This is a genomic window from Frankiales bacterium (assembly GCA_016125335.1).
GTDB lineage: Bacteria > Actinomycetota > Actinomycetes > S36-B12 > CAIYMF01 > Longivirga.
In genome coordinates this window covers 1-13,789 of sequence record WGLY01000024.1, presented here as the reverse complement: position 1 = coordinate 13,789, position 13,789 = coordinate 1, and the positions used below count along the sequence as shown (strand labels likewise).

The window sequence follows — 13,789 nt, the reverse complement described above, 5'->3', positions numbered from 1 at the left end:
ATGGTTTCCCCCACCTACGGCACCAACCAGGTCGACTGGGAGCACCGGCTCGACATGGGCCGCCTCCGGATCGAGCGGTTGGCCCGCCTCAAGGCGGAGCTCGAGAGGTCGGACCTTGGTGCGCTCCTCACCTTCGACTTCCACAACATCCGGTACATGACATCGACCCACATCGGCACGTGGGCGATGGACAAGATGATTCGCTTCGCCCTGCTGCCGCGCGGCGGCGACCCGGTCCTGTGGGACTTCGGATCGGCTGCCCGGCACCACCAGCTGCAGGCAGAGTGGCTCGATGAACCGCATGCCGAGGCAGGCCGCGGTCAGCACTACGGCAACCGAGCCGGCATCTCGACCCTTCGCGGCACGATAGGCCCCGGCGCGAGGCGCGCCGAGGACGTCGCCAACAAGATCGTCGAGGTGCTGCGTGACTTCGGGCTGGAGCACCAGCCTGTCGGTGTCGACGTCATCGAGCCCGACGTCCTGCTCGCGCTCCAAGCGGCCGGCGTGCCGGTGGTGGACGGCCAGCAGTGCTTCCTGGCGGCCCGTCGCATCAAGACCGCGGACGAGATCGGGCTGCTGACGCAGGCAGCATCGATGGTCGATGCCGCCTACGAGGAGCTGTACGAGTTCCTGCGACCAGGGGTCCGCGAGAACGAGTGCGTAGGGCTTGTCGCGAAGACGCTGTACGACCTGGGTTCGGAGCATGTCGAGGGTGTCAACGCCATCTCGGGGGAGCGCTGTTCACCCCACCCCCATGTGTACTCGGACCGGCTCATCCGACCCGGCGACCCCGCGTTCTTCGACATCCTGCACAGCTTCATGGGTTACCGGACCTGCTACTACCGCACGTTCGCCGTCGGGTCCGCGTCACGGGCGCAGCGGGACGCCTACGTCGTCTGCCGGGAGCTCATGGACACGGCGATCGCGGCGGTGAAGCCGGGGGCGACGACGGCGGACATCGTCTCGCTGTGGCCCACGGCGCAGGAGTTCGGCTTCGCCGACGAGGAGGCGGCGTTCGCGCTGCAGTACGGGCACGGCGTCGGACTGTCGATCTGGGAGCGCCCGATCTTCTCGCGCTACACCTCGTTCGACGCCCCCGAGACCCTCGAGGAAGGCATGGTCTTCGCTCTCGAGACCTACTGGCCGGCCAGCGACGGCTGGGGCGCGGCACGTATCGAGGAGGAGCTGGTCGTGACCGCGACCGGCTGCGAGGTCATCACGAAGTTCCCCGCGGAGGAGCTGCTGGTGGCGGGCAAGCGCTATTACACGACGGGTGGCTACCTTCCGGCGGTGCGCGACAGCCAGTCCCACCTCAACACCGAGCTCGGGTCCGGCTCCGGAGCCACCGCATGAGGCTCCCGCTGTCCGACCATCGCTACGGCGAGCACGGTGTCGTCCTCCCGCCCGAGGCACAGGACCGGCACGACGACGCGGACATCGACCTCGACCTGCGCCTGGCGATGTACCGCAAGCTGCAGGAGATGCGGCTGTTCGAGAAGCGCGCCTACGACCTGTTCATGCGCCAGCTGGTGAAGGGGACCAGCCACCTCTCGCTGGGCATGGAGGCGATCTCGGCCGGGTTCGGCGCCGCGATGCGCAAGGACGACTACACCTTCGCCACCTATCGCGGACACGCGCACACCCTGGCGCGCGGCGTGCCCATGACGCCGGTGCTCGCCGAGCTGCTGGGGCGCTCGAACGGCCTCATGGCCGGCAAGGGCGGCTCCATGCACCTCACCAGCGTCGAGCACGGGATGATGGGGTCCTACGCCATCATCGGCGCGCACATGACCATCGCGAACGGTGCTGCGTGGTCCGCGCAGTACCGCGGCTCCGGCCAGGTGGCGGTGTGCTTCTTCGGGGACGGCACCACCAACATCGGCGCGTTCCACGAGGCGCTCAACTACGCCGCCGTCTATCAGCTGCCGATCGTGTTCGTCTGCGAGAACAACCTGTACATGGAGTACACGTCGATCGCCGACATCACCGCGGTCACGCATCCGGCGGCCGACCGCGCCCCGGCGTACGGGCTCGAGCCGATCGTGATCGACGGCAACGACGTCGACGAGGTGTACCTGACCGCGCGGTCGGCGATCGAGCGGGCCCGCGGCGGTGGCGGCCCCTCCCTGGTGGAGGCGCTCACCTACCGGCACGGCGGCCACTCGCGCGCCGACCCGGGCAAGTACCGGCCCGATGCCGAGGTGGAGGCGTGGAAGGCGTACGACCCCATCACGATCTACCGGGGCCGCCTGCTGCGGATCGGCGTCGAGGAGAGCACCCTCGACCGGCTCGACGAGGAGGTCCTCGGCGCGGTCGAGCTCGCGACAGAGGAGGCGATCGCCGGCGACCTGCCCGCACCCGAGAGCGCCTTCACCGACGTGTGGGCCGATGGGGGTTCGTCATGGCGGAGCTGACCTACCGCGACGCGGTCGCACGCGGCATCGCGCAGGAGATGCGCCGCGACGAGAACGTGGTCCTCATCGGCGAGGACGTCGCCGGGGCCGGCGGGGTGTTCAAGACCACCGTCGGGCTGCTCGACGAGTTCGGCCCGAAGCGGGTGATCGACACCCCCATCGCCGAGCAGGCGATCCTGGGCGCCGCGATGGGCGCGGCAATGACCGGGCTGCGCCCGGTCGCCGAGATCATGTTCAGCGACTTCTTCGCCGTGTGCTGGGACATCGTGGTCAACGAGATCGCCAAGACCCGGTACATGACCAACGGCCAGGTGACCGTCCCCCTGGTCATCAAGACGGGCAACGGCGGCGGCCTGCGCTTCGGCGCCCAGCACTCGCAGTCGATCGAGAACTGGGCGATGGCCGTGCCGGGGCTCAAGGTGGTGACGCCGTCCACCCCGGAGGACGTCGTCGGGCTCATGGCGGCGTCGATCCGGTGCGACGACCCCGTGCTCTTCTTCGAGCACAAGGGCCTGTACGCGACGAAGGCCGAGGTGCCCGACGGCGACGTCGTCGACTCGCTGGGCGTGGCGAAGGTGCGCCGTGCCGGCTCCGACGCGACGATCCTCGCGCTCGGGATGATGGTGCCGCGGGCCCTCGCCGCGGCCGAGCAGCTGGCGGCGCGCGGCATCGACGCCGAGGTGATCGACGTCCGCTCCCTGGTGCCGCTGGACACGACGACGATCCTGGGCTCGGTCTCGCGGACGGGCCGGCTGTTCACGGTCGAGGAGAACCCGAGGCTGCTGGGCTGGGGCGCGGAGATCGCCTCGCTCGCGGTCGACGAGTGCTTCTGGGACCTCGACGGCCCGGTCCAGCGCATCACCACCCCGCACGTGCCGCTGCCCTCGGCCGACTCGCTCGAGGACCTGGTGATGCCTTCCGCCGACAGCGTGGCGGCGACGGTGGAGAAGGCCCTGCAGCCGTGAACGTGGACGTCACGATGCCGCAGCTGGGGGAGACGGTGGCCGAGGGCACCGTCACCCGCTGGCTGAAGAAGGTGGGCGACCTCGTCGCCGACCAGGAGCCGCTGCTGGAGATCTCCACGGACAAGGTCGACACCGAGGTGCCCTCGCCCGCGGCGGGCACGCTCCTCGAGATCGTCGTCGGCGAGGACTCGACGGTGTCCGTGGGCGCCGTGCTCGCGGTGATCGGGTCCGCCGGCGCCGCGACGGGCGGCGGGGGCACCCCCGCGGCCGCGGAGGCCGACGACGCTCCCTCCGCGCCCGGGTCCCCGCCGTCCCCCGCGCCGGCGCCGGAGCAACCGGCCGCGCGCACCAGCGGGCCGGCCGTCGCCGACCGCGTGGAGGGCGCGCCGCGCCACGTGCACTCGCCGCGGGTGCGCCGGCTCGCGCGCGAGCACGGGATCGCCCTCGACGCCGTCGCGGGCACCGGGCCGCACGGACGCGTCACACCGGTCGACGTCGAGCGTGCCGCCGCGGCCGCGCCCGGGATGGCGGCGGCACCTGCTCCGGGCCCGGCGGCGGCTCCAGCACGGCCCGCCACGCCGTCGGTGCCGCTCGGCGCCGGCGACCGGCGCGAGCCCATGTCGCGCCTGCGCAGCGTCGTCGCGGAGCGGATGATGACGTCGCTGCACACGTCGGCGCAGCTGACGAGCGTCGTCGAGGTCGACGTCACCCGCGTGGTGGAGCTGCGCCGCGAGGTCGCCGCGGACCTGCGCGACCGGCTGGGCGTGCGACTCACGCTGACGGCCTTCTTCGCCAAGGCCGCGGTCGAGGCGCTGCGCGCGCACCCGGTGCTCAACTCCTCGATCGAGCCGGACGGCGCGACCGTGGTGACCCGCGCCGGCGTGCACCTCGGTGTCGCCGTCGACACGGACAAGGGGCTCATGGTGCCCGTGGTCCGGGACGCGCAGGACCTCAACGTCCTCGGGCTCTCGCGCCGCATCGAGGACGTGGCCGCCCGCACCCGGGGCGGCACGATCGGCCCGGACGAGCTGGCGGGCGGGACCTTCACGCTCACCAACACCGGCAGCCGCGGCGCGCTGTGGGACACCCCGATCCTCGTCCCCGGTCAGGTCGGGATCCTCGGCACCGGCGCCGTCGTCGAGCGTCCGGTGGTGGTCCGCAGGCCCGACGGCGAGCGCGTCATCGCCATCCGGTCGATGGCCCATCTGGCGCTGACCTACGACCACCGCCTCGTCGACGGGGCCGACGCGGCACGATTCCTCACCACGATCAAGGAGCGGCTCGAGGCGGGCCGCTTCGAGACCGAGATCGCCTGACGCACGGAAGGCAGGGCACGTGCCGGTCGACCAGGGGGTGACATGCCGGTCCCGACGCGGCTCGGCGGGGGACCGGTCCCGGAGCGGACCGCGTAGCGATGCCCCTCGAGCGGGCGAGCGTGGTGCGGCGTCCCGATGACAGGATCGTCGTCATGACGGCCTACGACGAGCTCGAGTCACGCGCGCGCAGCGTCCTGCCGCCCGACGTGTTCGGGTTCCTCGACAGCGGGGCGGGGGAGGGGCGCACGCTGGCCGAGCAGGAGGCTGCATGGGCCGCGGTGCGTCTGCGGCCGCGGGTGCTGCGCGACGTCAGCACGGTGAGCACCGCCACCGCCGTGCTCGGCACCCCCGTCGCGGCGCCGGTGCTCGTGGCGCCGTCCGCGGCGCACGCGCTGTGCGACCCGGACGGCGAGGTGGCCACGGCGTCGGGCACCCGCGGCGCGGGCAGCCTGCTGGTGCTCTCGATGCGGGCCAGCGCCCGGCTCGAGGACGTCGCGGCCGCGGCGGGATCGTTCTGGCAGCAGATCTACGTGCTCGGCGACCGCGGCATCTCCGACGACGTCGCGCGGCGCGCGGCCGAGGCCGGCGCTACGGCTCTCGTCCTCACCGTGGACACCCCGATGATCGCCCGCAAGATGCACGGCTTCGCCTCGGCCATGCCGCGCACCGGGATCGTGGCCGAGCTCGACGACCGCAACTGGTCCGACGCCCGCTACCACCAGGCGCCGGACCTCGTGCCCGCCGACATCGGCCGGCTCGCGGCCGCGTCCGGGCTGCCCGTCGTGGTCAAGGGGGTCCTGCGGGGCGACGAGGCGGCGCGGGCGGTCGACGCGGGGGCGGCCGGCGTCATCGTCTCGACCCACGGCGGCCGCCAGCTCGACGGCGTGGTGCCGGTGCCGGTCGCGCTCGCCGAGGTGGTCGACGCCGTGGGCGACCGCGTGGAGGTCTACGCCGACGGCGGGGTGCGCACCGGGTCGGACGTGCTGCGCGCGCTCGCGCTCGGCGCCCGGGCCGTGCTGCTCGGCCGTCCGGTGCTCTGGGCGCTGGCCACCGGAGGCGCCGAGGGCGTGCGCGAGCTGCTCGCGGACCTGACCCGCGACGTGCACGAGGCGCTCGCCCTGGCCGGCTGCACCGGCTGCGGCGACGTGGGCCCCGACATCGTCACCCGCCCCGCCTGACCCGCGCCCCGTCCCGGGCCGGCACGACGGTCGAGTGCTGGCATCCGAGTGCTGACGGCTGCTTCCTGACGGAGTGCGGCGCAGCACGAAACGCGCGGCGCAGTCGGCGCCGGCGTGCAGGACGCACGCGCGGGCCGGCCGCATTCGGCCGTGTCGCTCGCGGGCGCCCGGGGGCACCGGTGCGAGCATCGAGAGGTGACCTCGATGCTGGAGCGGACTCCTCCGTCCGCGCCCGGCTCCCCGTCACCGCGCCGCCGCCTGCCGCGCGCGCTGGGCGGCACCCGGCCGGTCGCCGCCCTGACCGCTGCGGCGTGGGCCGCCGCCGTGGGCCTCGTCGTGGTCGGCGGCCTGGTCACCCTCGTGTGGGCGGTGGGGGCGCGCGGCGACGACGGCATCGGGACCCCACTGCAGGCCGCCGGCGTCGTGTGGCTGGCCGCGCACCACGCGCCGGTGGACACCCCCGCGTCCACCGTCACCCTGCTGCCCCTCCTCCTTCTCGTGCTCGTGCTGCTGCTGCTCGTGCGCGCGGGCCGGTGGGCGGCCCGCATCAGCCGTACCACCGAGACCCCGGACGCCGTGCTCCTCGTCGTCACCGGAACCGCCGCCTACGCATGCGTCGCCGCGCTCGTCGCCGAGGTGTCCGGGCTCGGCGGCGCCGACGTGCCGACGCCCTCGGCGTTCGCCTGGGCGGCGCTGGTGTCCGGCGCCGGGCTCGGCACCGGCGTCGCGCGCGAGACCGGGCTCGCCCGCCGGTGGCGGCGCCGTCTGCCCGATCGGCTGGCGGCCGCGCTGCCGGTGGCCGCGGCGAGCGGGGCGAGCCTGGTGGTGGCTGCCGGCCTGGTGGCCGCCGGCGCCCTGCTGGCGCACTGGGGCGCGGTGCTGGCGATGACGCGCCAGGCCGCACCCGGGGCCGGCGACGCCGTCGGGCTGCTGCTCGTGCAGCTGGCCTACCTGCCCAACCTGATCGTCTGGGCGCTGTCCTACCTCGCCGGCCCGGGCTTCGCCGTGGGCGGCGGCACCGTGGTGGACCCGTTCTCGGCGTCCGGGGGGCTCCTGCCCGGCGTCCCGGTGCTCGGCGCCGTCCCGCTCGACGCCCCGGCCGCGGGCCCGCTGCTGCTCCTGCTGCCCGTGGTGGCCGGCGTCGTCGGCACGGTGGTGCTGCGCCGTCGCGGCGAGCGCGACGTGCTCGACGAGTCGATCGTCGTGCTGGTCGCCGCGGGGCTCGTCGGGCTGGCGAGCGCGGTCGCGTGCCTGGCGGCGGGCGGCTCGCTCGGCGACGGCCGGCTCGCCGACGTCGGCCCCTCCGCCCTCGCCACCGGGCTGGCCGTGGCCGGCCTCGTGGGTGCGGGCGGCCTGGTGGTCACCCTCGCCGCGCACCTGCGCCCGGTGGTCTGGGTCCACGACGAGGCCTGACCCACCGACGGCCGGGCGCCCGCGGCGCGCCCCGTAGGATCGGCCCGGGCCGCCGACCGCGTGTCCCGCCCCCCGTCCGTGGAGGACCTCCGTCGTGCCCGATCCCGCCCGCGCGCGGCTGCGCCTCGTGGTGCTCGTGTCGGGCGAGGGGACCAACCTGCAGGCGCTGCTCGACGCGTGCGCCTCGCCCGACTACCCCGCCGAGGTCGTGGCCGTGGGCGCCGACCGCGACGGGATCCTCGCGCTCGAGCGGGCCCGCCGTGCCGGGGTGCCCACCTTCGTGCTGCGCGTCTCGGACTTCGCCTCCCGCGCCGAGTGGGACGCCGCGTTCGCGGAGGCCACGGCGGCGCACGACCCCGGGCTCGTCGTGTCGGCCGGCTTCATGAAGCTCGCGGGCCCGGCGTTCCTGGAGCGGTTCGCCGGCCGGTACGTCAACACGCACCCCGCCCTGCTCCCGTCGTTCCCCGGGATGCATGGCGCCGCGGACGCGCTCGCGCACGGCGTCAAGGTGACCGGCTGCACGCTGTTCGTCGTCGACGCCGGCGTCGACACCGGCCCGATCCTCGCGCAGGCCGCGGTCGAGGTCCGCGACGACGACGACGTCGAGTCCCTCCACGAGCGCATCAAGACGGCGGAGCGCGCGCTCCTCGTCGACGTCGTGGGCCGCATGGCCCGCGACGGCTGGACCGTCACCGGCAGGAAGGCCACCATCCCGTGAGCACCCGACCCGTCCGTCGCGCCCTCGTGTCGGTCTACGACAAGACCGGCCTCGACGAGCTCGCCCGCGGCCTGCACGAGGCCGGCGTCGAGATCGTGTCCACCGGGTCCACCGCCGCCCGCATCGCCTCGCTCGGGGTGCCGGTGACGCAGGTGGCCGACCTCACCGGCTTCCCGGAGTGCCTCGACGGCCGGGTGAAGACGCTGCACCCCAAGGTGCACGCCGGGATCCTGGCCGACCTCCGCCTCGACGAGCACCGCCGTCAGCTCGAGGACCTCGGCATCGCGCCGTTCGAGCTCGTCGTCGTCAACCTCTACCCGTTCGTCGAGACCGTCGCCTCCGGCTCCACGCCGGACGAGTGCATCGAGCAGATCGACATCGGCGGCCCCACCATGGTGCGCGCCGCGGCGAAGAACCACCCCAGCGTCGCCGTGGTCACCTCGCCGTCGTCGTACGACGAGGTCCTCGCCGCGGTGCGCTCGGGCGGCTTCACCCTCGAGCAGCGGCAGGCCCTCGCCGTCGCGGCGTTCGTGCACACGGCGAGCTACGACGTCGCGGTGGCGTCCTACCTCGGCAACGTGGTGTCGCCCACCGACGGCGGCACCGGCTTCCCGGCGTGGATCGGCGCCACCTGGGAGCGCGCCGAGGTGCTGCGCTACGGCGAGAACCCGCACCAGCGGGCGGCCCTCTACGTCACGGCCGGCACGCCCCGCCCGGGCCTGGCCCAGGCCGAGCAGCTCCAGGGCAAGGAGATGTCCTACAACAACTACGTCGACGCCGACGCCGCACGCCGGGCGGCGTACGACTTCGCCGAGCCCGCCGTGGCGGTCATCAAGCACGCCAACCCGTGCGGGATCGCCATCGGGGCCGACGTCGCCGAGGCGCACCGCAAGGCGCACGACACCGACCCGGTGTCCGCCTACGGCGGGGTCATCGCCGCCAACCGCCCCGTGACGGCGCAGCTGGCCGCGCAGGTCGCCGACGTGTTCACCGAGGTGATCGTCGCCCCGGGCTTCGACGAGGACGCCCTCGCCCTGCTGTCGGCCAAGAAGAACCTGCGCCTGCTCGTGGCGCCCGACGTCCCCGCCGGCGAGGGCATCGAGATCCGGCCGGTGTCCGGCGGCGTCCTGCTGCAGACCGTCGACCGCGTGGACGCGCCCGGCGACGACCCCGCGAGCTGGACGCTGGCCTGCGGCGAGCCGGCCGACGACGCGACCCTGCGCGACCTGCGGTTCGCCTGGACCGCCGTCCGCTCGGTGAAGAGCAACGCGATCCTGCTCGCGAAGGACGGCGCGGCGGTCGGGGTCGGCATGGGGCAGGTCAACCGCGTGGACTCCTGCCGCCTGGCCGTCTCGCGCGCCGGCGAGGAGCGTGCCCGTGGCGCCGTGGCGGCCTCGGACGCCTTCTTCCCGTTCCCCGACGGCCTCGAGGTGCTGCTCGAGGCGGGGGTGCGCGCCGTGGTGCAGCCCGGGGGCTCGGTGCGCGACGCCGAGGTCGTCGCCGCCGCGCAGGCCGCCGGCGTCACGATGTACCTCACCGGAACGCGCCATTTCTTCCACTGACGGCCCGGCGACGGCCCCCACGGGGGCCGGCGGTACGGAGCCCCACCACCATCCGCCGCTCTGGGCGCTCTCGCTCGCCTTCGGCATCGGGCTGCTCGTCGTCGCCCAGAGCCGCAGCACCGGCGAGCTCGCGGTCACCATCGGCGACGGGCTCCTGGCCGCGACGCTGTCGTTCATCGCCGGCCTGCTCATCCTCGGTGTCATCGCGCTGCTGCGCCCGGTCACGCGCGAGGCGCTCGCGCACCGGCTCCCGGCCGAGCTGCGCGCGCGCCGGCTGCGCTGGTGGCACCTGCTCGGCGGGCTCGGCGGGGCGACCCTCGTCGCCGGCCAGGGCATCGCCGTCCCGCTGCTGGGCGTCGCGATGTTCACCGTGCTGACCGTGGCCGGGACCACGGGCACCTCGCTGGGCGTCGACCGCGCCGGGATCGGACCCGGCCGCGCCCGGCCGGTCACCGCGCGGCGCGTGGTGGCCGCCGTCGGCGCGACGGTGGCCGTGGCGATCGCGGTCTCCGGCCGGGCCTCGAGCGGTCAGCTCGTCGTGTCCGCCGCGGTCCTCTCCCTCGTGGCCGGGGCGGCCGTCGCGGTGCAGCCGGCGCTCAACGGGCAGGTCGCCGCCCGCACCGGCGACCCGTTCACCGCCACGGTCGTCAACTTCACCGTCGGCCTGGCGGCGCTGCTCGTCGCGGTCGGCGTCGAGCACCTCCTCGGGCACGCCTGGACCACGCCCCCCTGGCCGTGGCAGGCGCCGCTGCTGTGGCTGGGCGGCCCCATCGGCGTCGTGTTCATCGCGAGCGCCTCCGCCCTGGTCGAGCCCCTGGGCGTGCTGCTCTTCGGACTTCTCAACATCAGCGGGCAGCTCGTCGGGTCGCTCGTGTCGGACCTGCTGTTCCCCACCGCGGGCACCGTGGTGGGGTGGCCGGTCGTGGTGGGCGTGGTGCTCACCGGCCTGTCCGTCGCGGTGGCCGCCATGCCGCCGAGAGGCGCGCGGCGCCGGTCCGTCCAGCCGGGCTGATCCCGCCCGCGGTCCCGTCGTCCGGGCCGGGACGCCTGTGGCAGGGTCGGGGCATGGCCCACCTCGCGCAGCTCAACATCGCGCACCTCGCCCACGACCTCGACCACCCGGACCTCGCGCCGTTCGTCGCCAGCCTCGAGCCGGTCAACGCGATGGCCGACGCCGCCCCCGGCTTCGTGTGGCGGCTCCAGGAGGAGAACGGCAACGCCACCGACGTCCGGCCGTGGGGCCCGACGATCATCGTGAACCTCAGCACGTGGACCGACGTCGAGTCGCTGCGCGAGTACGTCTACTCCGGCGCCCACGTGGAGGTGCTGCGGCAGCGGCGCGCGTTCTTCACCCCCGTGCCCGTCGACACCCTCGTGCTCTGGTGGGTGCCGGAGGGGCACCGGCCCAGCCTCGTGGAGGCGAAGGAGCGCCTCGACCACCTGCGAGCGCACGGGCCGACGGCGCACGCGTTCACCCTGCGCGTCCCGTTCGGGGCGGACGCCGCGCCGGCGCCCGCCGCCGAGCACGCGTGAGAGGATCCGACCCGTGACGGCCACCCTCCTCGACGGCAAGGCGACCGCGTCCGCGATCAAGGCCGAGCTCGCCGCCCGCGTCGCCAAGCTGCGCGAGAACGGGGTCACCCCGGGGCTGGGCACGGTGCTCGTGGGCGACGACCCGGGCAGCCGCTCCTACGTCGCCGGCAAGCACCGCGACTGCGCCGAGGTGGGCATCACCTCGCACCGTGTCGACCTCCCGGCCGACGCCACCCAGGAGCAGGTCGACGCCGCCATCGCCGAGCTCAACGCCGATCCCACGTGCACCGGCTACATCGTGCAGCTGCCGCTGCCGAAGGGCCTGGACGAGAGCCGGGCGCTGGAGGCCATCGACCCGGCCAAGGACGCCGACGGCCTGCACCCCACGAACCTCGGCCGGCTGGTGCTCGGCATCGAGGCGCCGCTGCCCTGCACGCCTCGCGGCATCGTCGAGCTGCTGCGCCGCTACGACGTCCCGATCGCGGGGGCCGAGGTCGCCGTCATCGGGCGCGGGGTCACCGTGGGCCGCCCGCTCGGGCTGCTGCTCACCCGGCGCAGCGAGAACGCCACCGTGACGCTGTGCCACACCGGCACCCGCGACCTCGCCGCGCACACCCGCCGGGCCGACATCGTCGTCGCCGCGGCGGGCGTGGCGCACCTGGTCACCGCGGACATGGTCAAGCCGGGGGCGGCGGTGCTCGACGTCGGCATCACGCGCACCGACGCCGGTCTCGTCGGCGACGTGCACCCCGACGTCCGCGAGGTCGCCGGGCACCTCGCGCCGATGCCCGGCGGCACCGGCCCGATGACCCGCGCGATGCTCCTGCTCAACGTGGTCGAGGCGGCCGAGCGCGCGGCGACCGCCGGCGGCGCCTGAGCGCCGTGTCCGGCCTGCGGCGGCAGTGGCCGTTGACGGCCACGCTCGCGGTCGTCGTCGCCGGGCTGGTCGTCGTCGCGAGCGGGCACTTCCGGCGCGGCACGGTGCTGCTGGCCTTCGGCGTCGCGCTCGCGTTCTTCCTGCGGCTCCTGCTGCCGGGCCGCGAGGCCGGGCTGCTCGCGGTGCGCTCCAAGCGGGTCGACGTCACCGTGCTGGCGATGCTCGCGCTGGCCGTGAGCGTGCTGGCACTGTGGGTCCCCCCGCCGAGCGGCTAGGCGGCGGGTGCGGATAGCCTGGCCCAGATGTCTTGATGACGAGATATCCACGCGGCTCGGGTCGACGGCACACCCGGCGACGGCCCGCCCGCCGACGACAAGGAGAGCCCTCATGGCCGCTTCGCCCGTCACCGTGACCGTCACCGGTGCCGCCGGACAGATCGGCTACGCGCTGCTGTTCCGCATCGCGTCCGGCCAGCTGCTCGGCCCCGACGTGCCGGTCCGGCTGCGGCTGCTCGAGATCACCCCGGCGCTCAAGGCGGCCGAGGGAACCGCGATGGAGCTCGACGACGGCGCCTTCCCGCTGCTCGCGGGCATCGACATCACCGACGACGCGCGGGCGGCCTTCGACGGCGTCAACGTCGCGCTGCTGGTCGGCGCCCGGCCCCGCACCGCGGGCATGGAGCGCGGCGACCTGCTCGAGGCCAACGGCGGCATCTTCAAGCCGCAGGGCGAGGCGATCAACGCCGGTGCCGCCTCCGACGTGCGCGTGCTCGTCGTGGGCAACCCGGCCAACACCAACGCCCTCATCGCGTCCTCGCACGCGCCGGACGTGCCGGCCGGCCGGTTCACCGCGATGACCCGGCTCGACCACAACCGGGCCAAGACCCAGCTGGCGAAGAAGGCGGGCGTCACGGTCAACGACGTCACCCGGATGACGATCTGGGGCAACCACTCCGCCACGCAGTACCCCGACATCTTCCACGCGCAGATCGGCGGGCGCAGCGCGGCCGAGGTCGTCGACGACCAGGCCTGGCTCGAGAACGACTTCATCCCCACCGTCGCCAAGCGCGGTGCCGCGATCATCGAGGCCCGCGGCGCGTCGTCGGCCGCCTCGGCGGCCAACGCCGCCATCGACCACGTGTTCTCGTGGGTGAACGGCACGCCCGTGGGCGACTGGGTGTCGGCGGCGGTCCCGTCCGACGGCTCCTACGGCGTCCCGGAGGGGCTGATCTCCTCGTTCCCGGTCACCTCGACCGGCGGGGAGTGGCAGATCGTCCAGGGCCTCGACATCGACGAGTTCTCCCGCGCCCGCATCGACGCCTCGGTCCACGAGCTCGAGGAGGAGCGCGAGGCCGTCCGCTCCCTCGGGCTGGTCTGACCAGCACGCCGCACGACCACACCGACCCCGACGCCACCGGCGTCCGACCCCCAGCGACGCCCCGAGGGCGTCACCGCACCGAGCGAGGAGCCACCGTGGCGAAGATCAAGGTCGTCAACCCGATCGTCGAGCTCGACGGCGACGAGATGACGCGGATCATCTGGCAGTTCATCAAGGACAAGCTGATCCTCCCGTACCTCGACGTCGACCTGAGGTACTTCGACCTGTCCATCCAGCACCGCGACGAGACCGACGACCAGGTGACCGTCGACGCCGCGAACGCCATCAAGGAGCACGGCGTCGGCGTCAAGTGCGCGACCATCACGCCGGACGAGGCGCGGGTCGAGGAGTTCGGCCTGAAGAAGATGTGGAAGTCGCCGAACGGCACGATCCGCAACATCCTCGGCGGCGTCATCTTCCGCGAGCCGATCGTGAT

14 protein-coding genes are annotated in these 13,789 nt (G+C 74.2%); all 14 read left to right on the top strand.

Annotation, left to right across the window (positions count from 1 at the left end):
- On the top strand, nt 1–1,353 hold the full coding sequence (locus GC157_13220) for a M24 family metallopeptidase (GenBank protein MBI1378426.1): 1,353 nt from the start codon (nt 1–3) through the stop codon (nt 1,351–1,353).
- On the top strand, nt 1,350–2,414 hold the full coding sequence (locus GC157_13215) for a pyruvate dehydrogenase (acetyl-transferring) E1 component subunit alpha (GenBank protein ID MBI1378425.1): 1,065 nt from the start codon (nt 1,350–1,352) through the stop codon (nt 2,412–2,414). The genes GC157_13220 and GC157_13215 overlap by 4 nt, the downstream gene beginning before the upstream one ends.
- Complete coding sequence (locus tag GC157_13210) at nt 2,402–3,379, top strand: alpha-ketoacid dehydrogenase subunit beta (protein ID MBI1378424.1); 978 nt, start codon at nt 2,402–2,404, stop codon at nt 3,377–3,379. The genes GC157_13215 and GC157_13210 overlap by 13 nt, the downstream gene beginning before the upstream one ends.
- A gap of 14 nt (nt 3,380–3,393) precedes the next feature.
- The gene (gene sucB / locus GC157_13205; protein ID MBI1378423.1) at nt 3,394–4,695 is read left to right on the top strand and encodes a 2-oxoglutarate dehydrogenase, E2 component, dihydrolipoamide succinyltransferase; all 1,302 of its coding nucleotides are present in this window, start codon (nt 3,394–3,396) and stop codon (nt 4,693–4,695) included.
- 152 nt (nt 4,696–4,847) lie between these two features.
- The gene (locus GC157_13200) at nt 4,848–5,873 is read left to right on the top strand and encodes an alpha-hydroxy-acid oxidizing protein (GenBank protein ID MBI1378422.1); all 1,026 of its coding nucleotides are present in this window, start codon (nt 4,848–4,850) and stop codon (nt 5,871–5,873) included.
- A gap of 195 nt (nt 5,874–6,068) precedes the next feature.
- Entirely contained in the window at nt 6,069–7,286 is a 1,218-nt protein-coding gene (locus GC157_13195) for a hypothetical protein (GenBank protein MBI1378421.1), read from the top strand.
- A 94-nt stretch (nt 7,287–7,380) separates the two neighbouring features.
- A complete protein-coding gene (locus GC157_13190; GenBank protein MBI1378420.1) occupies nt 7,381–8,004 on the top strand; it encodes a phosphoribosylglycinamide formyltransferase in 624 nt (207 codons plus the stop codon).
- A complete protein-coding gene (gene purH / locus GC157_13185; GenBank protein MBI1378419.1) occupies nt 8,001–9,566 on the top strand; it encodes a bifunctional phosphoribosylaminoimidazolecarboxamide formyltransferase/IMP cyclohydrolase in 1,566 nt (521 codons plus the stop codon). The genes GC157_13190 and purH overlap by 4 nt, the downstream gene beginning before the upstream one ends.
- Nucleotides 9,382–10,578, top strand: a complete 1,197-nt coding sequence (locus GC157_13180) for an EamA-like transporter family protein (protein MBI1378418.1) — start codon at nt 9,382–9,384, stop codon at nt 10,576–10,578. Before purH ends, GC157_13180 begins: the two co-directional genes overlap by 185 nt.
- Nucleotides 10,579–10,631: 53 nt before the next feature.
- On the top strand, nt 10,632–11,099 hold the full coding sequence (locus tag GC157_13175) for a DUF3291 domain-containing protein (protein MBI1378417.1): 468 nt from the start codon (nt 10,632–10,634) through the stop codon (nt 11,097–11,099).
- 13 nt (nt 11,100–11,112) lie between these two features.
- Nucleotides 11,113–11,976, top strand: coding sequence for a bifunctional methylenetetrahydrofolate dehydrogenase/methenyltetrahydrofolate cyclohydrolase (locus GC157_13170; protein ID MBI1378416.1), 864 nt, complete (start codon nt 11,113–11,115; stop codon nt 11,974–11,976).
- Nucleotides 11,679–12,251: a DUF3017 domain-containing protein gene (locus GC157_13165; GenBank protein MBI1378415.1), complete on the top strand. Its 573-nt coding sequence runs from the start codon at nt 11,679–11,681 to the stop codon at nt 12,249–12,251. Before GC157_13170 ends, GC157_13165 begins: the two co-directional genes overlap by 298 nt.
- Before the next feature lie 112 nt (nt 12,252–12,363).
- Entirely contained in the window at nt 12,364–13,353 is a 990-nt protein-coding gene (locus GC157_13160; protein ID MBI1378414.1) for a malate dehydrogenase, read from the top strand.
- 95 nt (nt 13,354–13,448) lie between these two features.
- A partial coding sequence (locus GC157_13155; GenBank protein MBI1378413.1) for an NADP-dependent isocitrate dehydrogenase occupies nt 13,449–13,789 on the top strand: 341 nt, incomplete at its 3' end.

Bases quoted from the DNA above. Each gene is read 5' to 3' on its own strand.
- GC157_13220 (MBI1378426.1), top strand. From the start codon at position 1: ATGGTTTCCCCCACCTACGGCACCAACCAGGTCGACTGGGAGCACCGG.
- GC157_13215 (MBI1378425.1), top strand. From the start codon at position 1,350: ATGAGGCTCCCGCTGTCCGACCATCGCTACGGCGAGCACGGTGTCGTC.
- GC157_13210 (MBI1378424.1), top strand. From the start codon at position 2,402: ATGGCGGAGCTGACCTACCGCGACGCGGTCGCACGCGGCATCGCGCAG.
- sucB (MBI1378423.1), top strand. From the start codon at position 3,394: ATGCCGCAGCTGGGGGAGACGGTGGCCGAGGGCACCGTCACCCGCTGG.
- GC157_13200 (MBI1378422.1), top strand. From the start codon at position 4,848: ATGACGGCCTACGACGAGCTCGAGTCACGCGCGCGCAGCGTCCTGCCG.
- GC157_13175 (MBI1378417.1), top strand. From the start codon at position 10,632: ATGGCCCACCTCGCGCAGCTCAACATCGCGCACCTCGCCCACGACCTC.
- GC157_13160 (MBI1378414.1), top strand. From the start codon at position 12,364: ATGGCCGCTTCGCCCGTCACCGTGACCGTCACCGGTGCCGCCGGACAG.